This window comes from Actinomadura napierensis, from assembly GCF_039529375.1.
GTDB lineage: Bacteria > Actinomycetota > Actinomycetes > Streptosporangiales > Streptosporangiaceae > Spirillospora > Spirillospora napierensis.
This window is the reverse complement of the sequence record NZ_BAAAMR010000043.1, coordinates 53,629-76,811: the sequence shown is the minus strand read 5'-3', so window position 1 is coordinate 76,811 and position 23,183 is coordinate 53,629. Positions and strand designations below refer to the sequence as shown.

Below are 23,183 nucleotides of genomic sequence, written 5' to 3'. Positions count from 1 at the left end.
GACGCCGCCCTCGCCGCCGCCCGCGACCGCGCCGCCGACCTGGCCCCCGAGCTGGCGCGGCTGCGCCGCCGCCCCGCCTCGGGGTCGTCGCCGGCGAGCATGGCGCTCGCGGTGCCCGACGACCACATCGTCCTGCAGCGGATCGGGCTCGGCGGGCGCCCGCGCGGGTTCCTCGCCGTCGGGACGCACGCGCCGCTCCCGCACGTCGCGCACACCATCGTCGGCGCGGCCGTCGCGCTGCTGACGCTCCAGTCGGAGACGCCCCGCACCGGGCGGGCCGCGCTGGCCGCGCTCGCGGCGCTGCTCGCCGGACGCCCGGCCACCGGGCCCGCGGTGCCGGACGGACCGGTCCGCGTGATGGCGGGCGCGGGCGGCGCCGGCCTGCTCGACCCGCTGGAGTCCGACCCGGCCGGGGAACGGTGCCTGGCGGCGCCGCTGGCCGGCGGCACCGCCGTGATCGTCCCGGACGACCTGGCCGGCCAGGTGACGGCCCTGCTCGCGGCCACCGGCCCCATCGGCGTCAGCGACCCGGCCGCCATCGACGACGGGCGGGCCGGAGCCCTCGCCGGGGCGCTCCGGCAGGCCGAGGACGCGCTCGCGGCCGCGCGCCGCGCCGGGCGTCCCGTCCTGCACCATGCGGACCTGCCGGGGCAGGGCGTCCTCGGCCTGCTGGAACCCGCGGCGGCGCACGCGTTCGCCGCCGCGCTGCTCGCCCCGCTGCGCGCCGAAGGCCTGGTCGGGACGGTCCGCGCCTACGTCGCCGCGAACGGGCAGGGCGAGGCGGCGGCGCGGGCGCTCGGCGTGCACCGGCACACGCTGCGGTCCCGGATGCGCAAGGCCGCCGAACTGCTCGACCGCGACCTCGACGACCCGGCCGTCCGCGCGGAACTGTGGATCGCACTGGCCGTGACGGACAACGAGGACGGTCCGATTGGCCAACCTGGAGACTCGCCATCCGGCGCGCCGGAGATAGCGTGAGGCCATGAACGTGACCCCATTCTGGCTGGCCGGTCGCCCCGAGACCGGTGACGGTGAGCTGACCGTTACGCACCCCTACGACGGCCGGGTCGTCGGGACCGCCGCCGTGCCGACGCCCGCACAGGTGGAGGAGGCGGTCGCGGCGGCCGACGCGGTCCGCCGGGAGGCGGCGGCGCTGCCGCTGCACGTGCGCGCGGAGGCCCTCGCGCACGTGTCCGCGCGGCTGGCCGAGCGCGCCGAGGAGGTCGCCCGGCTGATCACCGCCGAGAACGGCAAGCCGCTGCTGTGGGCGCGCGGCGAGGTGACCCGCGCGGTCTCCACGTTCCGGTTCGCCGCCGAGGAGGCCCGCCGGTTCAGCGCCACGACCCAGCGCCTGGACACCGACCCCGCCGCGGAGGGCCGGATGGCCTACATCACCCGCGTGCCGAAGGGCCCGGTGCTCGGCATCTCGCCGTTCAACTTCCCGCTGAACCTCGCCGCCCACAAGATCGCCCCGGCGATCGCGGCGGGCACCCCGATCGTGCTGAAGCCGGCGCCCGCCACGCCGCTGTCGGCGCTGCTGCTCGGCGAGCTGCTCGCCGAGACCGACCTTCCCGCCGGGATGTTCTCCGTCCTGCCGGTCCCGAACGACCGCGCGTCCGCGCTGGTCGACGACCCGCGGCTGCCGATCGTGTCGTTCACCGGGTCCGTCCCCGTCGGCTGGGCGATCAACGACCAGGTGCCGCGCAAGCACGTCACCCTGGAGCTCGGCGGCAACGGCGCGGCGGTCGTGCTGCCGGACGCCGACCTCGACTGGGCCGCCAAGCGGATCGGGCTGTTCGCCAACTACCAGGCCGGGCAGAGCTGCATCGCCGTCCAGCGCGTCTACGTCGACCGGTCGGTGTACGAGGAGTTCGTGCCGAAGCTCGTCGAGCAGGTCGGCGCCCTCGTCACCGGCGACCCGTGGGACGACAAGACCCAGGTCGGCCCGCTGGTCAGCCAGGACGCCGCCGAGCGCGTCGAGGCGTGGGTGGACGAGGCCGTCGCGGCCGGCGCGAAGGTCCTCGCCGGCGGCGTCCGCGAGGGCGCGACCTACGCCCCGACCGTCCTCGCCGACGTCCCGGCCGACGCCAGGGTGTCGCGCGAGGAGGTCTTCGGCCCGGTCATGCTCGTCCAGCCCGTCGACGGCGTGGACGAGGCGTTCGCGCTGGTCAACGACTCCAAGTTCGGCCTGCAGGCGGGCGTGTTCACGCGGAACCTCGACATCGCGTTCCGCGCCCACCGCGAGCTGGACGTGGGCGGCGTCGTGATCGGCGACGTCCCGTCCTACCGCGCCGACCAGATGCCCTACGGCGGCGTGAAGGACTCCGGCGTCGGGCGCGAGGGCCTGCGGTCGGCGATGGCCGACTACACCGAGGAGAAGGTCATGATCTTCACGGGCCTGCCCCTCTGACCCCCGGCCGGGCCCGGCCTCACCCGGTGGGGCCGGGCCCGCCCGCGCGCACGGACGCCTCGGACAGCCGCAGTCCGGTCCGCAGCGCCCCGGCGGCCTCGGCGAGGGCCTCCTGGAACCGGCCGCCGAGCCCCCACATGTTCGCGAACCCGTGGATCAGGTCCTCCTGCCGCCGCAGTGCGACCGGCACCCCGGCCTCCGCCAGCCGCTTCCCGAACGCCTCCCCCTCGTCGCGCAGCGGGTCGAACCCGGCGGTGACGAGGTAGGTGGCGGGGAACCGGCTCACGTCCTCGGCCAGCAGCGGCGACGCCTTCGGGTCGGTGCGCGTCTCCACGTCCGGGCAGTAGTGGTCGCTGAACCAGACCATGTCCGCGTCGGTCAGGTAGAACCCGTCCGCGAACAGCTCCCGCGACCGGCGCCGCACCGACATGTCGGTGGCCGGGTAGAACAGCAGCGCGAAGTCCGGCCGGCGCTCGGCGAACAGCCCGGTGACCGCGGCGAGGTTCCCGCCGGCGCTGTCGCCGCCGACCGCGATGGCGCACGGGTCGGCGCCGAGCGCCGCCGCGTTCTCCACCGCCCACGCGTACGCGGCGAGCGCGTCGTCCGCCGCCGCCGGGAACCGGTGCTCGGGCGCGAGCCGGTAGTCCACCGACAGCACCCGCACCTCCGCGTTCACCGCCAGGTAACGGCAGACCGAGTCGTGGGTCTCGATGTCGCCGATCACCCAGCCGCCGCCGTGGAAGAACACCAGCAGCGGCGACCCCTCCGCCAGCGCCTTCGGCGTGTACAGCCGCGCGGGGACCGCTTCCGCGGCGGTCAGGTCCCGCGTCAGCACCGGCCGCTCCGGCACCCGGTTGATGTACTGCTGCCCGCGGGCGAGGCCCTGCCGCGACTCCCGCACCGTCGCCCCGGTGAGGCTCGCGCCCTCCAGCCGCGTCATCAGCAAGAGCAGCTGCGCGTCCAGCGAGAGCCGCTGCCCGTCCCGCACCACCGGCCGGCCGGCGATCACCCGCCGCACCGGGTCCGGCAGCGCGAACACGGCGCGGAGCACGGCCCCCGCGACCGACGGCGGGACCATTTCGGTGAGCTGCGGCATCGATCCTCCAACCACGCGGACATTCCGGACACCGTACTCCCGATGTCCCGCGCGCGCCGAACATGGTTCGGTCCAGGGCGAACCATCCGCCGAGCGGGACTTCCTGCGAGGCGTCTCGCCGGCATGCTGGAGTTCGCTTACGGCTTCGTCCATGCGGACTACGGGCAGGCGAACAACCCGTGGGACGTGGGACGGACGGCCGGGGGCTCCAGCTCCGGGTCCGCCGCGTCCGTCGCGGCCGGGATCGGCCAGGCCCCCATCGGCACGGACACCGGCGGCTTCCCCCGCAGCGGCCTGTGACGGTGCGCGGTCAGGGGTGGCGGGCGGTCCAGGCGGTTTCGAACATCTCGTGCAGAGGGCGCGGGGGCAGCAGGCGTGCGAACGGGCCGCCGACGCTCCTGTCGCGGACCGCCCTGGCCAGGTGGGTGGCGAGCTTGGCGGCCTCCACGGGGAGTTCGGGGGCCTTGAGCGTGAGCCATTCGCCGGGGACGAACGCGGTGCGGCCCGCGCGGGCGCGCTTGTCCTGCTGGACGAGGGCGCGGTCCACGAGTTCCGCCTGGGCCGCCTTGTGCCGGGCGGCCGTCCAGCCGTTCCATTTGCGGACGTTGCGGTCGGTGGGGCGGACGAGGGTGAGCAACTGCAGGTAGAGGACGGCCGCGTCCTCGCTCGTGCCGGTCTCGGCGGCGGCCTCGGCCACCAGGTCCGGGACGCTGAGCAGCGGGTTCGCCTCGTAGCCGCCGGGCGGGACGGGCGTGGCGGCGGCGCGGGCGACCATGCGGGCGACCGCGTCGGCGCGCAGTACGGCGCCCTCGACGCTGCGGAGCAGGCGGTCCAGGCCGTGGTCGGCGCAGAGGCGTTCGAGGCGCGCGCGGGCGGCCCGGTCGGCGAGCGCCGACGGGCGGAGGATCACGGGCGCGAGCGCCTGCCGGCCGTCGACGATCAGCAGGCCGTCGTCGTAGGCGAGCGCGTCGCCGTCCGGCCCGGCGGACACGCCGTCGCGGGTGGCGCTGCGGACAGGATGGACGTCCGGTCCGAACAGGCTCCCGCGCCGCCCGGTGTCGCCGAGGGAGCACGGGCCGAGCGGGAGCAGCAGGCCGGGGGCGGCCAGCCGCGCCTTCAACCGCGCGGCGAGATCGGGCACGCCGGAGACCGCCGGGTCGCCGACGGGACGTTCCGTCAGCGCCCACACCAGCACGGACGCGAGCGGAACGTACGGGTCGTGGTCCATGCGCCGCGTGTTCACCGTGCCGTCGGACAGGACGATGTGGACGCCGATGCCGTACGGTTCACGGTCGGCGACGACGCAGGTCAGGTCGTCGGCGGCGATCGCGGACGCGGCCGGGTCGGCGAGGGCGGCGGCCCACGGGTCCGGGAGGCCGAGGTCGCGTTCCAGGTCGGCGACCAGGGCCTCGTCCACGGCGGCGCGGCGGCCGAGGAGCCGCGACCACGCCTCGGCCATGCGCCCGGCGGCGGCCGCGAGACCGCCCTCCGCCCACAGCTCGGCGGGATCGCCGGGCATGCCGGCGGCGACCACGCGCTGCCGGCCGGGGACGCCGAGGCGCTGGGAGAGGTTCTCGGCCTCCTGCGCGACCTCATTGGTCGCCGAGTACGGCTTGGTGCGCAGCATCTTCTTGTGGGCGTCGAACCGGGTGACGAGGTCGCCGCCCTCGTAGGCGCGCCGAGGCAGGCCGTCCAGGACGAGCGCCGCGATGGCGCGGCGGACGCCGGTGCCCCGGACGAACGCGGCGACGGCGTCCTCGTCCCGCGCGAGCGGCCCGTTCCGCTCGTACAGGTCGAGGAGGCGGCGGAGCCGGGCGGCGTCGTCGCGGGTGACGGTCACGGTCTCGGTCTTCGTCGCGCCGGCCGGCTCCGGGGCCTCGGCGCGCTGGACGAACCGGTACGCCCTCGCCGGGTCGATCGGCCCGCCGGCGGGCGGGACGGCGCCGACGATGACGGCCTCGCGCAGCCCGGCGAGGGTGGCGCCGGTCGCGTAGCCGCGCCGCCAGGCGCCCGGGCGGGCGAACGGCTGCTCCGCCCAGGTGCGCAGCAGCGCGGCGAGGGACGCGCGATCCGCGTCGCTCGTCGACGGCGCGACGAGCCGCCACGCGGCGGCGCCGATCGCGCCGAGCAGCGGCGCCCAGTCGAGGGGCCGCGCGGGCGGGCTGTTCAGCCGGGTCGCGTCGTCGATCTCGCCGGCGAGGTACCGGCCGTCGGCGGCGATCGCGGTGACGGTGGCCGGACGCGGCGACCGCTCGCCGCCGTCGAACCGGGGCGGCGGGGGCAGCAGCCCGAGCAGCGCGTCGTCGAGGTCGGTGTCGGGGGTCTCGGCGGGCGGCCGCACCGTCGCGCCGGACCGGATCACCTCGACGCGGCGCGACAGCGCGCGGCGGCGACGCAGCACGTCCGCGGCCCGCAGCACCGTGGCGACGACTCCGGCGGCGATCGCGGGGTCGGTGACCTCGGGCATCTCGCGGGCCAGCGCGTCGCGCACCGCCTCAGGCGACGGCGCGGCGTCCAGCAGGGCGCGCGCGGCGGCCTCGCCGGTGCGGCGGAGCGCTGCGGAGGAGGCGGCGTCGCGCGGGGCGAGGAAGTGCCAGAAGGCGGGCGGCGGCAGCATCGGACGGCCCTGCGGGTCGACGCTCCAATGCACCTTCCCTGGGGGGTAGGCGCGCCCTTCCCACAGCAGCGTGTCGTCGGCCGCGTCGTAGCAGCGAATCGGCACGTAGGCGTTGGAGTCCTCCAGCGCGACGACGAGGTCGGGGCCGCCGGGCATGCGCAGGACGCCCCACGGGTCGCCGACGTCCTCGGTGTAGCGGAGCGTGGCGCGGCGGCCGTCGGTGCCCTCGATCGTCCAGCCGGACGGCGGGCTGCTCCCGCCGCTCTTCATCGCGGCGACGCGGAACCCGGCGAGGCCGCCGGACTGGCCGAGCGGCGACGCGGTCACGCCCTCGGGAAGGCGGACGAGGCTGGACCAGTCGGGGTCCAAGGCGGCGCCGTCCGGCGGGTCGGACGCGAGGAAGTCCGGCGGCGAGGCGGCCGGCCCGCGCTCTCCCGTCGCCGGATCAAGGACGGCCAGTTCCTCCTCCCAGTCCGAGTACCGGGGCGCGCTCCAGATCCGGGTGCCGTCGCCATACTGCTTCTCGTGGGCGCCGATGCCCTCCAGGCCGCCGGGGAGCAGGACGCGTTCGCCGTCGTAGCGGCCGCCGCGGGCCTCGAACTGGTAGCCCTGCCCGCCGCTGCGCAGCGCCCGGCACGCGACCATCCCCAGCTTGTTCTCCGGCTCGAAGACCTCGCCGGGGGCGCTCGCCCAGAAGGCGCGGTCCACGCCGCGCGCGCCGTCCCGCTCCGACCAGCCGACCAGAAAGTCGCCGCCCGCGTAGTGGACGGTGCGGACGCTTGTCGCGCCGGGCAGGGCGAACGCGCAGGCGCCGCGCCGTCCCGCGTGGTCGACGGCGATGGCGCGCGCGGCTCCGTAGATGGTGAGGACGGGCCAGGTGGAGGTGACGCCGAGGACGTCCTCGCCGAGGTCGGCGAGCGCCTCGTCCAGCGCGGGCCAGCCGAGTTCGGCGAGGGTGCCGGCGCGCAGCGTGCGGGCGAGCGGGACGGCCAGGTCGAGCCCGGCGAGGGCGTCGCCGATGCCGTCCAGCGCGGTGATCGTCGGCGGGTCGAGGAGGCCGTCGAGGGCCGTCAGGGCGCGGTCGGCGGCGCCGAGCCCGCCGTCCGCCGCCTCGTCGACCAGCGCGGAGAGCCGGGCGTGGACGGCCTTCTCCACGCCGGGCGTCTCGGGCAGCCGCGAGATCGCGGTGCCCTGCCGCAGCCCCGCGTGGACGGTTCCTTCCAGCCGGGGCCCGAACACCGGGTCGGCGGCGATGGCCGTCAGGTCGCGGCGCGAATCCCGGCTCCAGAAGTGCAGCCGCGCGCGCTCGCCCGGGTCCTCCACGGCGATGCCTTCGGCGAGGCACGCGTCGACGAGGTCGGCATCGAACAGCGACGCGCCCCGGTAGCGCGACTCGTGCAGCCGCACCGGGACGGCCTCGGCGCGCAGCCGGGCCGCCAGGCGAGGCAGCGCGGCGAACAGCTCGTCCGGCATGGGCTGGGCGGTGATGCCGCCGTAGGCGACGCGGACGTAGGAGTAGTGCGCGGCGAACGCGCCGAGCCATCCCGCGAGCCCGCCGGACGGGCGGACGCCGCCGTCCGCCATCGCCTCGATGATCCCGGCGGCGTCGAGCATCCGCAGCCAGGCCGAGCCGTCGACGGCGCCGGTCGGGAAGATCTCCGCGAGCCCGGCGCGCAGGGCCGCCAGCGGCGGCGCCTTGGCGAACACCTTCGCGGCGCCGTCGAGCAGGCCGTCCGGGACGGCGGTGCCGCGCGCGTCGGCGAGGGCCTGCGCGAGGATCTCGGCGTCCTCGGCCGGGCCGAGCCCGGCGGCCTTCGCCGACCTGCGGACGCGGGTGTGCAGGTCGGCGGGCGGCGCGGCGCCGCTCCTGCCCCAGGCGGCGACGAACCGGGCGAACTCGCGGTGCGCGCGGCCGGCCGGGTAGGTCGCGGCGAGCCACTCCTGGTGCTCGCGGATCCGGGCGGCGCCGATGGCCCCGCAACGGGCGAACAGAAGGGCGTTGTCCACGCGGTAGCCGTCGTCGACCGGAAGCGCGTGCCGTGCCTCGGCGTCGCGGGCGTCCGCGTAGGCGGTGGCGGCGTGCCTGGGAGCGAACCCGATCAGCCGGTGCCCGACGGTGTCCCAGAACCAGGGCAGGTGCGCGGCCGGGAGGCCACGCACCTGCCGCTTCGTGTCGTCCAGGAACCGGCCGGGCCGCTCGTACGCGCGCGCGAGGCCGGCCTTGACGGTCGCGAACAGCTTCTCCGCGTCGGGCACGGCGTCGGGGTCGGCCTCCTGCACCCAGTCCAGATACAGCGTCGAACCGAAGGGGTCTGCCGGGAGCTGCGGGGACATGCCGGGCAGTATGGCAGCGTCCCCGGACAGAACACGCCGGAAAGGATCAAGCCGGTGTGACGGTCACCGGCATCTCCTTGATCCCGTTGACGAAGTTGGACCGCACCCGCCGGATCTCGCCCGCGAGCCGGACGTCCGCCAGCCGCGGCAGCAGCTCCTCGAACATGATCCGCATCTCCAGCCGGGCGAGCGCGCTGCCCAGGCAGAAGTGCGAGCCCTTCCCGAACGCGATGTGGTCGTTCGGGGTCCGGGTCACGTCGAACCGGTAGGGGTCGGCGAACGCGTCCTCGTCGCGGTTCGCGGACGCGAACCACAGCACGACCTTGTCTCCCGCGCGGATCGCGGTGCCGCCGACCTCGGTGTCGCGGGTCGCGGTGCGGCGGAAGTGGTAGACCGGCGACGCCCAGCGCAGGAACTCCTCCACCGCGACCGGTATCAGCTCCGGCTCGTCTCGCAGCCGCTCCGCCTGCTCGGGATGGTCGATCAGCGCGCGCATCGCATGAGTGATGGCGTGCCGGGTCGTCTCGTTGCCCGCGACGACCAGCAGCAGGAAGTAGTTGTCGAAGTCGCGGTCCGACAGCGGCACGCCGTCCATCGGGGTGTGGTTGACCAGCCGGCTGACCAGGTCGGTGCCCGCTCCCCCGCGCCGCCGCGCCGCCAGCTCCCGCCCGTACTCGAACACCTCCAGCGACGCCGGGCTGCGGAACGGCAGGTCGCGGTAGCGCTCGCTCTCCTCGCTGTGCAGCAGGACGTCGGCGTAGTCGGGGTCGGTGTTGGCGATGATCCGGTTGCCCCAGTCGATGAGCCGCTGCGTGTCGCCGTCGGGGACGTCCAGCATCCGGGCCAGCACGTTGATCGGGAAGTCGGCGGCGACCTCGGCGACGAAGTCGAACGTGCCGCGGGCGAGCGCCCGGTCGAGGGTCCGCGCGGTCAGGCCGCGCAGGAACGCCGCGTACCCGGCGATGGCGCGCGGGGTGAACTCGCGCTGCAGGACGCGGCGGAGCGCGTTGTGCCGCGGCCCGTCCGTCTCCAGCAGCGAGCGCCGGATCTCGGCCTGCCGCTCGTCCACCTCCTCCAGGTTCACGAACCTCTCGGAGGTGAACCGGTCCTGGTCGCGGTCGACGGCGACGACGTCGGCGTGCCGGGTCAGCGACCAGAACCCGCTGCCGCCGTCGGACTCGGGGTTCCAGTGGACGGGCGCGGTGCGGCGCAGCGCGTCGAACATCCGCCAGGGCGTCTCGCCGTCGAGGAAGTTGTCGGGGTCCGCGAGGTCCACGGCCAGGGTGTCGCTGGTCAACGCGCATGCTCCTTACAGGAGGCCTCAGAGGTGGCCTTAAAGGTGGTAGGCGTACTCGCGGAACTCCCAGTCGGTCACGTGCCGCCCGAAGCGCGCGACCTCGTCCCGCTTGTAGGCCAGGAACGCCGACACGAACCCGTCGCCGAGCACCTCGGCCAGCGCTTCGTCCGCTTCGAGGGCGTCCAGCGCGGCCGTCAGGTCACCGGGCAGGACGGGCGCCTTGGCGGCGTCGTAGCCGTAGCCCTCCAGCGGCGGCGGGGCGTCGAGCTTGTCGCGGACGCCCAGGTAGACGGCGGTGAGCAGGCCGGCGATGCCGAGGTAGGGGTTGGCGGAGGCGTCCCCGAGCCGGACCTCCAGCCGGGACGCCGCGCCCCGCTCCGGAGGGATCCGCACCATCGCGCTGCGGTTGTCGAGCCCCCAGTCGATCAGCCACGGCGCGAGCGTGTCGGGACCGAACCGCTTGTAGGAGTTGATCGTGGGGTTCAGCAGCGCGGCGAGCGCGGGCGCGTGCCCCAGCACCCCCGCGACCGCCTGGTGCGCGGTCTCCGACAGGCCGTGCGCCGCGTCGCCGTCGAAGGCGTTCCGCCCCTCCCCGTCCAGGCATGACAGGTGCACATGGAAGCCCGAGCCGCCCTCGTCGTTGAACGGCTTGGCCATGAACGTGGCGAGCAGCCCCTGCGTCCGGGCGATCTCCTGGACGGCCGACTTGAAGCGGAACGCACGGTCGGCGGCGTCCAGCGCACCCGAATGGTCGAGGTTGATCTCGAACTGGCCGCCGCCGAACTCGTGGTTGCCCATCGTCACGCCGAGCCCGAGGTCGCGCAGATGCCGCAGGGTCCGCAGCAGGTGGTTGCTGGGGTCGCCCTTGAGGCCGGACGAGTACACATTGCCCGGCGCGTCCCCGTACCGGCGCCATCCCGTGGGCGAAGACGCGTCGGGTTCGCAGACGAAGTACTCCAACTCGGGCCCCGCGACCGGTTCCAGACCGATCTCGCCCATGCGCGCGACGGCGCGGCGCAGCACGTCCCGCGGCCCCTCGGCGCACAAGTCGCCGCCGGGCTCGTAGGCGTCGCCGAGGCAGGACGCGACGCCCGGCTCCCACGGAAGGGTCGCCAGCGTCGCCAGGTCGGGGCGCACGCAGATGTCGGGGAGCCCCGCGCCGAGCCCGCCCGCGACGTCCACCACGTCGCCCCGCGGGCTCGTGTGGTAGATCGCGCGGCAGAACGACAGCCCGTGCCCGACGACCGCGGGCAGTCGCTCGACCAGCACGTCCCGGCCCCGGTCGACGCCGATCAGGTCGGGGTACTGGACGCGCACGACGTCCACGCCGGCGGCGGTCAGCCGCCGCACCACGTCCTGCACGGGCTCGGCGCCGGCGGCGGGCTCCTGTGGGCTCACGCGCTCGCCCCCCCTCGGTTCGTTTGGGCTCAAACCATATGGCGGCCGGTGGGTCCTGACAAGAGTCCCGCCGGCCAGACCTCGATCACCAGGGGCGGAGTGACAAAGGCAGGCGGGCGGCCTATCGTATGGGCCCAAATGAAATGGAGGTCCCGGTGGCGCCAGTGCGAGGTTTCCTGCACCCGAAGACCGCGACGGGCCGCTCGTCGCTGATCCCCAGCCCGCCCTGGCACTACTCGGGCGACCTGCTCACGATCGAGTACCGCACGGACCCCGCGCGGGTCGCCGAACTGCTACCCGACCCCCTCGCCCCCGCCGACGACGACCCCGGCGCCGTCGCGATCATCTGGGCGGACTGGCAGTCCTGCTCGGACTCCGCCGAGGAGTTGCTCGACCCTGTCCGCGCCCAGTACAAGGAGTGCTTCGTGGTCGTCCGCTGCTCCTTCCAGGGCCGGACGTACTCGCGCTGCGTCTACATCTGGGTCGACAAGGACTTCGCCATCGCCCGCGGGCTGCACCAGGGCTATCCGAAGAAGCTCGGCTCCATCCACCAGACCCGCCCGCACCCCTACGGCAGGGGCGCGCCCCGCATCGCCGCGGGCGGCCGGTTCGGCGCCACCCTCGCCGCCGCCGACCGCCGCCTCGCCGAGGCCGTCGTGACGCTGCGCGAACCGTCCGAGACCAACGGCTTCGTCAACGGCCACCCCATGGCCCACCACCGCCACCTGCCGTCCATCGCCCCCGGCGAGCCCCCGGCCCTGGACGAGCTGATCGAGTCGGGCGGCGCCGCCTTCGAGGCCGGCCAGGCCTGGACGGGCGACGCCGACCTGCGCCTCTTCGACTCCCCCACCGAGGAACTCTCGCTCCTGACGGTCGAAGAGCCCATCGCCGCCTACTACCGCCAGGTCGGCGTCACCTGGAACGGGGGCCGCGTCCTCGCCTGAGGGCTCACGCCGGAAGCGCCGGCCCGAGGCTCGACTGCACGTACGCCATGCCCTCGGCGTACTTCGGATCCATCGCCCGCTCGCCGATCTCCTCGGGCGTCAACTCGGCCAGCCGCTCCTGGATCCACCAGATATTGCCCAGCGGATCGCGGACGCGCCCCACCTTGTCGCCCCAGAACAACTCGGTCGGACGCGTGACCACCACCGCCCCCGCCGCGACGGCGCGCTCAACGACCGCGTCGACGTCGTCCACGAACAACCGCAGCAGACCAGGCGTCTCGACCGGGAACGGCGAGTCGAACATGAGCACGACCGAGTCACCGATCCGGGCCTCGGCGTGCCCGATGCGCCCGTCCACCTCCATCCGGCTCAGCTCCTCGCCGCCGAAGGCCTCCTCGATGAACCCGATCAGGGCCGCCGTGTCCCGCGTGACGATCCACGGGGTGACCGTGCCGTAGCCCTCAGGCGCCTGGGGAAAGTCCGTAGCCATGATGTTCTCCCAACTCGCGGCTTCGACTCGGACCCTATCAGAACGGAATGATTCGTTCCACAGGTCGTGAACTAGGGTCGGGCGACGTGGACCTAGAAGCCGTGCGGACGTTCGCCGCCGCCGCGGACGCGGGCCGGTTCCAGTACGCCGCCGCGGAACTGTCGATCACCCAGCAGGCCGTCTCCAAGCGCATCGCCGCCCTGGAGAAGGAGCTCGGCGTCCGCCTGTTCACCCGCACCGCGCGCGGCGCACGCCTCACCATCGACGGGCAGGCGTTCCTCCCCCACGCCCGCGCCCTCCTCCAGGCCGAAGAACGCGCGATCGCCTCCGTGCGCCCCGGCAGCCGCGCCCTCCGCGTCGACGTGATCGGCCGCCGGCTCGCCCCCGCGACCCTCCTGCGCGACTTCCACCGCGCCCACCCCGGCACCCGCCTGGACGTCGTCACCCTCTTCGACGCCGGCGCCGCCATCGACGCGATCGCCTCCGGCACCATCGACGCCTCCTTCCGCGCCGTCACCGCACCCGGCCGGCTCCCCGACGGCATCGAGACCGCCCGCGTCCTGGACGAGCCCGTCCAGCTCATCACCGGCCCGTCCCACCCCTTCGCCGCGGCCCGCACCGTCCGCCCCGCCGACCTCGCCGGACACCGGATCTGGATGCCCGGCATCGTCGCCGGAACCGAGTGGGCCGCCTTCTACGACGACCTCGCCACCGCCTTCGGCCTCACCATCGACTCCGTCGGCCCCCACTTCGGCCTGGAGCCCCTCCTGGACACGATCGCCGACTCCGCCACCCTGACGACCTTCGTCGGCGACCGGACCCGCCTGGTCTGGCCCGCCGACTACGGCCTGCGGCGCATCCCCGTCCAGGACCCGGCGCCCGTCTACCCGCACTCGCTGATCTGGCACCGCGACAACCCGCACCCCGCCCTCACCGCCCTCCGCATCCACCTCGCCCCGCCACCGTCCACCCCTGACACCTGGACCCCGAAGTGGTCCCGCTCTCCGACCTGAACCCTCGCCCCCCACCTCAACGCCGCGCGCGCCTTTGGGTGTCGCCCCGAGGCAGTCAGGGTGTCCGGGGCGGTGGGGCGGTGATGTTCGGGTAGTGGGTGTGAGGGTGTCCGGGGCAGTGGGGGTGTTCGTGGGGGCACTCGAGACGGGGTTGAAGGGTGTTCGTGCGGTGGGGTGGCGCTGGCGTACGGGGCCGCGCTTAAGGGGCAGGCTCCGCCTGCCCCGCCCCGGTCGCGCCACCCCACCGCCCCCGAACCAGCGGACGAAGAGACGAGCGGGCGGAACGCCGAGGGGCTGACCGAGGAGCCGTTCCTGCGGGCCTGCGTAGCTGAAGTCAAAGGCCGCCGACGAGGCAAGGGCAGCAAGCAGGGTGCTGCGGGCCATTGCTGGGGCGAGAGTCGTCCGGGTTCGGGCCAGTGCAGCCGGAGGGTGGGCGCATTGTGAGCCAACGTGGGCATGCCGGTTCGCCCGAGATCCGGATTGGATTCGGGCGAACCGGTGGCGTGGAGGGTGGGGCGGGTTATGCAGCCCAGTTGGCGGTGGTATCGGGTGGGCCGATCGTTCCCGGTGGCCCGCTACCCGTCCAGGTTCTTGATCGGGCACCCGGTGGTGGCAGTAGCCGGTAGACGTACTGCCCGTCGGGGTCTTTGCTGATGCCGATCTGGTGGGGGCTGGTGTGTTTGAAGCGGTTGTGCCACCCGCAGGTCAGCGCGAGCTGATCGATATCCGTCGGACTATTGCCAAGGGCCCAGCCGTTGACGTGGTCGACCTCGCACAACGTCCCCGGGATCTCGCATTCCCGTACCGCGCAGGTGGGGTATTGCGTCTCGAGGACTTGGCGTTGGGCGGCGCTGGCGAACCGCTCCCGGTACCCGAGATACAGCGGCGTGTGGCCTCGCCCCAGCAGGAGCGGCGATACACCGGCTGACAGGGCGATGCGGCGGGCCTGGGCGGCGGGGATCGGGGTGCCGTCGGTGAGGCGGGCCGGAGCATTGCCGCCGGTCAGGGTCTCCAGGTCGCAGATGACGGTGACCTTGGTGGTCTTATGCCCGCCCGACAGCACACTCGACAACGCGGCCGCCGTCCGCTCTCCTGCATCGCGGTGGTCATCAGGCCCGGCCGGCTTGGCCAGCGGGGCAAGAGTCCCGTCCCAGATCGCGGCGTCTTCGGCGTTCAGCCAGCCCTTGATGTACCGGCCGCCGTCCAAGGACCCGGTGCTCGTGATCCAGGACTTGGCGTAGCCGCGCTTGACGTCCTCACCGGGGACGGCCTCTTTGCCGTCGCGTTCGGCGATCACATCGCAGATACGGCGGCCGAACACCGCCACCTTCGCCGCCGAGAACCCTTGGTCGACAAACCCCAGCAGCGTGGTCTCAGCCCCGGCGCAGTCGGTGTCCTCCAGCCGCGCCACACTCTGCGCGACCGTCGCCGCATACCCATACGACAACTCCCCAGCCGCCAACCGTTCAGCCACCCGCGGCAGGCGGTGCCGCTGCCGGGCGAGGATGAGGCGTTCGGTGGTGCGGTTCTCCCGCATGCCGAGCCGGGATCGTAGCCATGCCCGGGTGGAGGGGAACCCCCAGCGCTTCTGCTCCCCGGTGGCATCGACTCGACGGATGAAACCGGCCAGCGCGCTTTCCTGCATATCGCAGGCGGCGGCCAGGGTCTCGGTGAGTTCCAGGCACGCGGCCGCCGATTCGGGAGCTTGGCGCTGGGCGAGTTCAGCGGCGATCGCCGAGACCGCGTCCACCAATTGTGCGGTGGACGCGGCCTCAAGGTCGACCGTCACTGATTGCATAGGTAAAGCATACCCTACGTGACCGACAAATGTCGGCTCGACCGCCCTTTATTTCGACGCTCTGGAGAAAGGTGTCGATTGTCGTTTTGTGGGGGTTTGTGAACACGCGTACGTGGGTGGGTGGTGGGGTGGCGCGACCCGGGCGGGGCAGGCGGAGCCTGCCCCTAAGCGCTGCCTCAGGGGCCGCAGAGGCTCCAAAGTCAAGGGTGGACGAAGTCCATCGCGAAGCGACGCCGAAGGCGCCCTTGACTTTGGAGGGGCGGCCCCGTACGCCAGCGCCACCCCACCACACGAACACCCTTCCTCCTAACAGCCGAACACCCCTCGCACCCCTCGCGCCCCTCGCCGAATGCCCTTGTCTCGCGATACGTTCTCCGCACCTATCCGCGCTCCCCTTTAGGGCTCAGCATGTCGCGAGCACAACGCTCCACAGCTCGCCAACCCCAACTCAGAGCGCGACGCGGTCAGGCTTTTCGGGCCACAGCGCCATACCCAGGGACTTCGACGACCCCGGACCGCTCGGGATGCCAGCGCGACATTGAGACGATTCCGGGCGGCAGGAGTTCCAAGCCGCCGAAGAATCGCGCGATGGTATCCCGGCCGCGCGGCACCATGGGGTTGGCCGACTTCTCGTTCCAGTCCGCTTGGGCCTCGGCCTGGGCGGTCCGGCCCTTGTCGAAGTCGAGTGTCGCGTGGGTGATGGCCAGTGAGCTGCCGGAAGGGACGGCGTCCAGCAGGCGGCTGAGAATGCGGCGAACCTCGTCATCGTCGTGGATGAAATGGACGACGCCCAGCAGCATGACGGCGACGGGACGGCCGAAGTCGATGGTTGCCCCGGCCCTTTCGAGAATGGCCTCGGGTTCCCGCAGGTCGCCGTGGACGTAGTCGCAGGCGCCTTCGGGGCTGCTGGTCAGCAGCGGCCCCGCGTGCGCCAGGACGAGGGGGTCGTTGTCGACGTAGACGATGCGCGCGTCGGGTGCGGTCCGGCGCGCGACCTCGTGGGTGTTGTCCATGGTCGGCAGGCCGGCGCCGATGTCGAGGAACTGCCGAATCCCGGCCTCGCCGGCGAGGTGGCGGACGGCCCGGCCGAGGAAGGCGCGGTCCGCCCGGGCGATGTCGACGATCTGGGGGAACATGGCGCGGAACTGCTCGGCGGCCTGCCGGTCGACCTCGTAGTTGTCCTTTCCGCCGAGCAGGTGGTTCCACACCCGCGCCGAATGCGGAACCGAGGTGTCGATGGGGGGATTCTCGGTCACGGGGGCATCTCCCGGAGCGCTGGTTTTCAGGCCAATTTGGCGTCCGGGTCGCCGATGCGGGCGTAGGCGCGGGGCCGAGCCAGGCGCAGGTAGGCGGCGAAGGCGGCGCCCAAAATGGCGGCGGCGAAGATGAGGCCGGGCAGTGCCCACGTGAGCGCGGATCCCTTTTCGGCGCCGAGGAGCGCGTCGAAGTTGAGGAGGCTGGCGACGAAGACGGCGCCGAGGCCCGCGCAGGCGACGGCGGGTGCGATCAGGCGGTTCCAGATGTTCTCTCCGCGGTGGTCGCGGGCGAAGTAGGCCACCACGGCCGCCGAGGTCAGGGCGAGCAGCAGGATGACGCCGAGGGCGCCGAGGTTGGTGAACCAGTTGAAGAGGGTGAGGACGGGGTCCTTGCCGGAGAAGGCGAAGACCGTCACCACGACGGCGGCGAGCACGGTCTGGGCCAGGGATCCGATGTGCGGTGAGCCGTGCCTGGCGTGGGTCCTGCTCAGCGGGGCGGGGAGGACGCCTTCGCGGCCGAGGGAGAAGAAGTACCGGGCCACCGCGTTGTGGAACGACAGGAGGGCCGCGAAGAGGCTGGTGACGAGGAAGAGTTGGGCGAGGTCGGCGAAGAGCTTTCCGACGTGCTCTTCGGAGAGGGCGAAGACGAGGCCGGGGCCGTCCTTCTGGGCGCGTCCGATGATCTGGGACGTGCCGGTGCCGACGGTCATCGCCCAAGCCGTGAACGCGTAGAAGACGCCGATGACGGCCACGGCGATGTAGGTGGCGCGGCTGATCGTCCGGCGCGGGTCGCGGCATTCCTCGCTGTAGAGGGCGGCGGCCTCGAAGCCCATGAAGCTGGCCATGGCGAAGCAGAAGGCCGCGCCGATGGCGCCGTCGCTCGCGGCGTGGAAGCCGAGCGGGGCGAGCGACACGCCGGACGGGGCGTCCGCGAGCTGGGCGAGGTCGAAGACCAGGACGGTGAGGAACTCGACGGCGAGCAGCACGCCGAGGACGCGGGCGTTGAGGTCGACGCGCCGGAACCCGAGGACGGCGACCACGGCGACGCCGAGCAGCGCGACCGTCCACCAGGGCAGGTCGAGGCCGGTCTTGGACTTCAGCAGGTCGGCCGTGGTGAAGCCGAACAACCCGTACAGGCCGATCTGCATGGTGTTGTAGGAGATGAGGGCGACGAAGGCGGCGCCGACGCCGGCGATGCGTCCGAGGCCGCGGGTGATGTAGGCGTAGAAGGCGCCGGCGTTGGTGACGGAGCGGCTCATCGCGGCGTACCCGCCGGTGAAGACGGCGAGCAGCACCGCGAGGACCACGTACAGCAGCGGGATGCCGACGACGCCGGTGACGGCGAAGGAGGTCGGCAGGCCGCCGGCGGCGACGGTCAGCGGGGCGGACGCCGCGACGACGAAGAACACGGTCTCGGGGACGCCGATGCGGCGGCGTCCGGTGCCGGAGGAGGAGGGGGACACGACTTCGGGGATCGCCATGTGCGGCTCCAGTGCCGGTGCGAACCCGCCGAGAGAAGATCGTTTGGGCCCGCACGAGTTCGCTCGACATGGATCGTACGGGCTCAAACGACGTCGGACAAGGGTAGATTCGCAGTCGGCCCGCGCGGAGGCGCCGGGCCGCACCCGGGGAGGACGCACGTGACCGGCCACCACACACTGCAAGAGACCGAGCAGGCGATCCAGCGGCGACTCGGCGACGTGCCGCTGCGCCACGACGCGATGATGGCGGTCTCCAACATCTACCGGGCCGCCGCCGCGATCCGGCAGCACTTCGAGAGCTCGGTGCTGCGCGGCGCGGACCTGACGTGGACCGCGTTCGTCGTGCTGTGGGTCGTGTGGATCTGGGACGAGATGGAGACCCGGCACGTCGCCGAGGAGGCCGGCATCTCCAAGGGCACGCTCACCGGCGTGGTCAAGACGCTGGAGGGCCGCGGCCTGATCGAGCGCGGCTCGCACGCGACGGACGGGCGGCTGGTCCTGCTGCGGCTGACCGACAAGGGGCAGGAGCTGATGCGCGGGCTGTTCCCGGCGTTCAACGCCGAGGAGGCGTTCGTGGTGGAGCGGCTGAGCGGCGACGAGAACCGGACGCTCGCGCAGACGCTGCGCTCCGTGGTCGAGCACCTGGAGGAGGCGGGCGACGAGCGGCGGGAGGCGCTGCGGGCCGAGTCGCCGTTCCCCCCGCGCCGCTCGGGACGCCGCCCGCGCTCCTGACCTCGCCCGTCCCTGCCGCCAGCCCCGCCCCACACCTCCGCCCGACACCCCGCCGCACCCTTGCCGGACCCCTTGCCGCAGATCGTTTGGGCCCTTACGATGCGGCCATGACTCCCCGCTTCGTGCTCGTGCTCAGCGAGAACTGGACCCTGGCCACCGGCCGCGACCTGCCCGTGCTCGTCCGCTGGGCGCGCGAGGCCGAGGACGCCGGCTTCGACGCGGTGATGGTCAGCGAGCACGTCGTGCTCGGCCCCGACGCGGGCGCGGACGGCGTGATGGGCAATCCCCGCGAGTACGCGCTGCCGGGCAACCAGGACCCGTTCACCCCGTGGCCCGGTTCGCTGATGCTGCTCGGCGCGATCGCCTCGGTCACGTCCCGGATCCGGCTCGCGGCAGCGGCCGTTCTCGCGCCGCTGAAGCACCCGCTCGCGCTCGCCCGCGACATCGGCACGCTGGACCTGCTGTCGGATGGTCGCTTGGTCGTCCAGCCGACGGTGAGCTGGAGCCGGGACGAGTACGCCGCGCTCGGCGTCCCGTTCACCGAGCGCGGCGCGATCCTCGACGAGCAGCTGGAGATCTGGGACCTGCTCTGGCGCGGCTCCCCCGTCTCCTACCGCGGGAAGCACTTCGCGTTCGAGGACGTCTACTTCGAGCCCCGCGCCTACCGTCCGGACGGCCCGCGAATGTGGTTCGGCGGGCAGCACCTGCATGACCGGCTCCTGAACCGGCTCGTCCGGTACGGGCACGGCTTCCACCCGCTGGGCCGCCCGACGCCGGACGAACTCGAACGCCTGAAGGCGGGAATGGCGTCCGCCGGACGGGACGCGGCCGACCTGGAGATGATCGGCGGCTGCCGTCCGGTGTTCCCCGACGACGATTCGGTCTCCCCGCTGGAACCGGCGCTGGAGAGCATTCCGGAGCAGCTCGCCCAGGGGTTCACGACATTCTGCATCAAGCCGTCGCAGTTCACCGACGACCCGGACGGCGTGGGCGCGTTCTGCCGCGAGGTCGTCAGGCGCACCGAAGCGCTGCTCTCCTAAAGGAACGTCCGGGCCTGCGCGCGCGGCGCAGGCCCGGATATCCCCGGATTCGCGGACCCGGACCCCCGTGGTTCAGCGACGCGGTTTACGAATCCCGCGAAATTCCCAGTCGCCGCCGAAGGCGGTGGAGATGACCTCTTCCGACTCGGTCGGCTGCGCGCCGCAGTCGTCCCGGATCGGCGCCGGACCTGCCACGATGTGGTTGCGGAGCCGTCCGAGCCCTTCGGCCTCGACCTCCACGAGGTCGCCCGGCGCAACGGGACGCGAGTTCGCCGGAGTGCCGGACAGCAGCACGTCCCCGGGGCGAAGCGTGATGGTGCGGGCGATGTCGGCGACGAGGTAGTGCATGTCCCATTCCATCTCGTCGGTACTGCCGTCCTGCACCAGTTCACCGTTCACATAGGTGCGCAGATACTTGCCGCGAAAATCCCAATCGGTGACGAGCCCAGGGCCGAGCGGGCACAGCGTGTCGGACCCCTTCACGCGCAGCATCGACCCGGCGTCGGTGTCGCGGAAATCGTGGAGGCCGTAGTCGTTGGCGACCGTGTATCCCGCGATGTAATCGCCGGCCTCGTCCCGTGCGATGTTGCGCGCGGTCCGGCCGATGACGATGGCGATCTCACCCTCGTAATTGAGGTATTTGCAGCGCTCCGGACGCACGACCGCGCCGCCGTGCGCGTTCAGCGCCGACACCGGCTTGTGGAAATAGGTCGGCGCGGGCGGCAGTTTCGTCTGGAACTCCTCGACCCGGCTGCGGTGGTTGAGATGCACCGCGATCACCTTGGACGGCTCGCACGGCGGCAGGTGGACGGCGGCGTCGGCGCGCACGCGGCGGCCGTCCGCGCTGACCAGGTCGTCGCCGTCCCGAATCACCTGCGTCGCGGCTCCGTCCAGCAGAATCCGTCGATACTCAGGCATCAGGAAGCCCATCCGTTCTCGGGGCGGTCGAACCAGATGTGCACCTGGCCCGTTCCGACGGAGTTCTCGTAGCGGCTGTAAAGGCGTCCGGGGGCGGTGCAGGCGCGCTCCCCCAATGCGCCGATCATCATCAGGTAATGCCCGAAGCGCGCCTCGGGCTTGTAGGCGAGGAATTCCGGCATGGTGTCGAGCACGCGGGCGTGGTCGCCGTCCCGCAGCCAGGCGATGCGCTGCTCGTCGGCGGCGCGCGCCTCGGGGGTGAAGATGTGCTCGGGGCCGGACGCCTCGTGGTGGCGGATGGCGCGCAGCGGCCAGAACGTGTGCGACAGCGCGCCGGACGCGATCAGCAGCACGCGCCGGTCGGTCGCGGCGATGGCGTCGCCGAGGGCGCGGCCGAGGCGCAGGAAGTCCTCGGTGTCGGCGGTCTGGCACACGCCGATCGACATCCACCGCTTCCCGGGGAGGCCGAGGTACGGGTCGTCGCGCACGCCGAGGTGCGTCCACAGGTTGACGGTCGCGTAGAAGATCGGCAGGTAGGGGTCGTCGATCGGGGTGATGTACGTCCCGTGCTTGTCGGCGTACCGGGCGACCGCCCGCGCCAGCTCCGGGTCGCCGGGAAAGTCGTATGGCATGCGGCACATACCGCGCGGCAGTTCCTCGGACGTGTACAGCCCGGCGCGGCGTTCCTGCGCGGTCGTGACGAACTCGACGGTGGTGGCCCAGTGCGAGTCGAGGACGACGACGGTGTCGTAGTCGTCGCGGTCGAAGACGTCCGCGCGCAGTTTCCGGAGACCGGGCACGAGGGTGGTGTCCTCGCCGTGGTTGAGCTCGCGGCGGGTGACCTCGGGCAGGACGATCGTGGGGACGTGCGCGAGGAGCCCCGCGCCGGCTACCTCGCCCATGGGGCCGTCACCGTGTTCTTCACGTCGCAGTAGAAGTCGAAGCTCCAGTCTCCGCCCTCGCGTCCCATGCCGGATTCGCGGGCCCCTCCGAAGGGCGCCCGCAGGTCGCGGACGAAGAAGCAGTTCACCCACACCGTCCCGGCGACGAGCCGCGAGGTGACGCGCCGCGCGCGCTCCGGGTCGCCCGTGGCAAGGGTGGCGGCGAGCCCGAACCGCGTCCCGTTGGCCATGGCGACGGCCTGCTCCTCGGTGTCGAACGTCTGGAGAGTCAGTACCGGCCCGAAGACCTCCTCGGTGAGGATCTCGGCGCCCTCGGGAGCCCCAGTAAAGAGCGTCGGACGGTAGTAAAGCCCGCCCAACTTCTCGTTGGGCCCGCCGCCGAGGAGAGCGCGCGCGCCCGCGTCCTTGGCGCGCCGGACGAACCCGTCGACGCGTTCGAGGTGGCGGCGGTGGATCTGCGGGCCGATGTCGGTGGCCTCGTCGCGCGGGTCGCCCTGCCGCAGCGCGGCGGCCTTCGCCAGGAACCGCTCGGTGAACTCCCCGGCGACGGACGACTCGACCAGCAGCCGCGTCGCGGCGAGGCAGACCTGCCCGGCGTTGTCGTACTGCTCGACGGCTAGGTCGACGGCCAGGTCCAGGTCGGCGTCGGCGAACACCAGCAGGGGCGACTTGCCGCCCAGCTCCAGAGACAGCGGCGTCAGGTTAGGTGCGGCCGCAGCGGCGATCGCCTTCGCGGTCGGCACCGAGCCGGTGAAGCTGATCCGCTTGACGTCCGGGTGCGCGGTGAGCGGGCCGCCGACCTCGGCGCCGTAGCCCTGGACGACGTTGAACACCCCGTCCGGGAGCCCGGCCTCGGCGGTGATGCCGGCGAGCAGCGACGCGGTCAGCGGCGTCCACTCGGCGGGCTTGAGCACGACGGTGTTCCCGGCCGCGAGCGCGGGCGCGATCTTCCACGTCGCCAGCATCAGCGGTGCGTTCCACGGGGTGATGAGCGCGCAGACGCCTGCCGGGTCCCAGCTGACGTGGTTGGTGTGGCCACGGGTGTCGAAGTCCTCGTGGCCGAGCCTCAGCAGCCGGTCGGCGAAGAACCGGAAATTGTGCGCGACGCGCGGCATCACGCCGCGCCGGTGCGAGCGGACCAGCGCGCCGTTGTCGGCGGTCTCGACCTGCGCCAGCTCCTCGACGCGCTTGTCGACGCCGTCGGCGATCGCGTGCAGCAGGCGCGCCCGCTCCTCCCGCGACGTGCGCGACCAGGCGGGGAACGCCCGGCGCGCCGCGGCCACCGCCGCCTCCGCCTCGCCCGCCCCGCCCCGCGCGATCTCGGCGACCGTCCGCTCGTCGATCGGCGAGACGTCCGCGAACGTCCCGCCGGACCCGGGTCCGACGCGCTCGCCGCCGATCCAGTGGCCGGGCTCGACGGCGACGCCGGCGACTGCTGCCATCGCTGCACCTCCAGT

General features: G+C 73.2%; 18 protein-coding genes. 7 read left to right on the top strand and 11 right to left on the bottom strand.

The window, feature by feature from the left end; translation table 11 throughout:
- Both ABD296_RS23915 and ABD296_RS23910 read left to right on the top strand, forming a co-directional pair.
- Nucleotides 1-978 (top strand): helix-turn-helix domain-containing protein (locus ABD296_RS23915; RefSeq protein WP_344271056.1); only part of this gene is annotated, 978 nt, incomplete at its 5' end.
- A gap of 4 nt (nt 979-982) precedes the next feature.
- Nucleotides 983-2,410 carry an aldehyde dehydrogenase family protein gene (locus tag ABD296_RS23910; RefSeq protein WP_344271053.1) on the top strand — a complete coding sequence of 476 codons (1,428 nt, stop codon included), beginning with the start codon at nt 983-985 and terminating at the stop codon, nt 2,408-2,410.
- A gap of 19 nt (nt 2,411-2,429) precedes the next feature.
- On the opposite strand, the gene ABD296_RS23905 is transcribed toward ABD296_RS23910, so the two are convergent.
- Nucleotides 2,430-3,506 (bottom strand): alpha/beta hydrolase, encoded by a 1,077-nt coding sequence (locus tag ABD296_RS23905; RefSeq protein ID WP_344271051.1) that lies wholly within the window; start codon nt 3,504-3,506, stop codon nt 2,430-2,432.
- Nucleotides 3,507-3,629: 123 nt separating this feature from the next.
- Between ABD296_RS23905 and ABD296_RS23900 the strand changes: the two genes are divergently transcribed.
- The gene (locus ABD296_RS23900; RefSeq protein WP_344271048.1) at nt 3,630-3,806 is read left to right on the top strand and encodes an amidase family protein; all 177 of its coding nucleotides are present in this window, start codon (nt 3,630-3,632) and stop codon (nt 3,804-3,806) included.
- A 10-nt stretch (nt 3,807-3,816) separates the two neighbouring features.
- Here the strand turns inward: ABD296_RS23900 and ABD296_RS23895 are convergent, their stop codons facing one another.
- From ABD296_RS23895 to ABD296_RS23885, 3 genes are read right to left on the bottom strand one after another with little or no spacing between them, the layout of a single operon-like run.
- Entirely contained in the window at nt 3,817-8,457 is a 4,641-nt protein-coding gene (locus ABD296_RS23895; RefSeq protein ID WP_344271045.1) for a hypothetical protein, read from the bottom strand.
- Nucleotides 8,458-8,503: 46 nt separating this feature from the next.
- Nucleotides 8,504-9,754, bottom strand: a complete 1,251-nt coding sequence (locus tag ABD296_RS23890) for a cytochrome P450 (protein WP_344271043.1) — start codon at nt 9,752-9,754, stop codon at nt 8,504-8,506.
- A gap of 36 nt (nt 9,755-9,790) precedes the next feature.
- The gene (locus ABD296_RS23885) at nt 9,791-11,152 is read right to left on the bottom strand and encodes a glutamine synthetase family protein (RefSeq protein ID WP_344271040.1); all 1,362 of its coding nucleotides are present in this window, start codon (nt 11,150-11,152) and stop codon (nt 9,791-9,793) included.
- A 155-nt stretch (nt 11,153-11,307) separates the two neighbouring features.
- On the opposite strand from ABD296_RS23885, the gene ABD296_RS23880 reads away from it, so the two are divergent.
- Nucleotides 11,308-12,096, top strand: a complete 789-nt coding sequence (locus ABD296_RS23880; RefSeq protein ID WP_344271037.1) for an acetoacetate decarboxylase family protein — start codon at nt 11,308-11,310, stop codon at nt 12,094-12,096.
- A gap of 4 nt (nt 12,097-12,100) precedes the next feature.
- Here the strand turns inward: ABD296_RS23880 and ABD296_RS23875 are convergent, their stop codons facing one another.
- Nucleotides 12,101-12,586 (bottom strand): VOC family protein, encoded by a 486-nt coding sequence (locus ABD296_RS23875; protein WP_344271035.1) that lies wholly within the window; start codon nt 12,584-12,586, stop codon nt 12,101-12,103.
- Nucleotides 12,587-12,672: 86 nt separating this feature from the next.
- On the opposite strand from ABD296_RS23875, the gene ABD296_RS23870 reads away from it, so the two are divergent.
- On the top strand, nt 12,673-13,599 hold the full coding sequence (locus ABD296_RS23870; RefSeq protein WP_344271033.1) for a LysR family transcriptional regulator: 927 nt from the start codon (nt 12,673-12,675) through the stop codon (nt 13,597-13,599).
- A 520-nt stretch (nt 13,600-14,119) separates the two neighbouring features.
- Here ABD296_RS23870 and ABD296_RS23865 read toward each other — a convergent pair.
- The 3 genes from ABD296_RS23865 to ABD296_RS23855 all read right to left on the bottom strand — a co-directional run bounded on the left by ABD296_RS23865 (nt 14,120) and on the right by ABD296_RS23855 (nt 18,134).
- Nucleotides 14,120-15,397: an HNH endonuclease signature motif containing protein gene (locus ABD296_RS23865; protein ID WP_344271031.1), complete on the bottom strand. Its 1,278-nt coding sequence runs from the start codon at nt 15,395-15,397 to the stop codon at nt 14,120-14,122.
- A gap of 464 nt (nt 15,398-15,861) precedes the next feature.
- A complete protein-coding gene (locus ABD296_RS23860; protein WP_344271029.1) occupies nt 15,862-16,653 on the bottom strand; it encodes an SAM-dependent methyltransferase in 792 nt (263 codons plus the stop codon).
- A gap of 26 nt (nt 16,654-16,679) precedes the next feature.
- Nucleotides 16,680-18,134, bottom strand: coding sequence for an APC family permease (locus ABD296_RS23855; RefSeq protein WP_344271027.1), 1,455 nt, complete (start codon nt 18,132-18,134; stop codon nt 16,680-16,682).
- Nucleotides 18,135-18,293: 159 nt separating this feature from the next.
- Here ABD296_RS23855 and ABD296_RS23850 point away from each other — a divergent pair, with 159 nt between their 5' ends.
- Nucleotides 18,294-18,866 carry a MarR family winged helix-turn-helix transcriptional regulator gene (locus tag ABD296_RS23850; protein WP_344271025.1) on the top strand — a complete coding sequence of 191 codons (573 nt, stop codon included), beginning with the start codon at nt 18,294-18,296 and terminating at the stop codon, nt 18,864-18,866.
- Nucleotides 18,867-18,973: 107 nt separating this feature from the next.
- Complete coding sequence (locus tag ABD296_RS23845) at nt 18,974-19,906, top strand: TIGR03619 family F420-dependent LLM class oxidoreductase (RefSeq protein WP_344271022.1); 933 nt, start codon at nt 18,974-18,976, stop codon at nt 19,904-19,906.
- A gap of 72 nt (nt 19,907-19,978) precedes the next feature.
- Here ABD296_RS23845 and ABD296_RS23840 read toward each other — a convergent pair whose 3' ends face one another.
- Genes ABD296_RS23840 through ABD296_RS23830 form a run of 3 tightly spaced genes read right to left on the bottom strand, consistent with a single transcriptional unit; the run spans nt 19,979 to nt 23,168 of the window.
- Nucleotides 19,979-20,824, bottom strand: coding sequence for a fumarylacetoacetate hydrolase family protein (locus ABD296_RS23840; RefSeq protein WP_344271059.1), 846 nt, complete (start codon nt 20,822-20,824; stop codon nt 19,979-19,981).
- Nucleotides 20,824-21,726 carry a DODA-type extradiol aromatic ring-opening family dioxygenase gene (locus tag ABD296_RS23835; protein ID WP_344271019.1) on the bottom strand — a complete coding sequence of 301 codons (903 nt, stop codon included), beginning with the start codon at nt 21,724-21,726 and terminating at the stop codon, nt 20,824-20,826. The genes ABD296_RS23840 and ABD296_RS23835 overlap by 1 nt, the downstream gene beginning before the upstream one ends.
- The gene (locus tag ABD296_RS23830; protein ID WP_344271016.1) at nt 21,714-23,168 is read right to left on the bottom strand and encodes an aldehyde dehydrogenase; all 1,455 of its coding nucleotides are present in this window, start codon (nt 23,166-23,168) and stop codon (nt 21,714-21,716) included. The genes ABD296_RS23835 and ABD296_RS23830 overlap by 13 nt, the downstream gene beginning before the upstream one ends.
- Between the last annotated feature and the right edge of the window lie 15 nt (nt 23,169-23,183).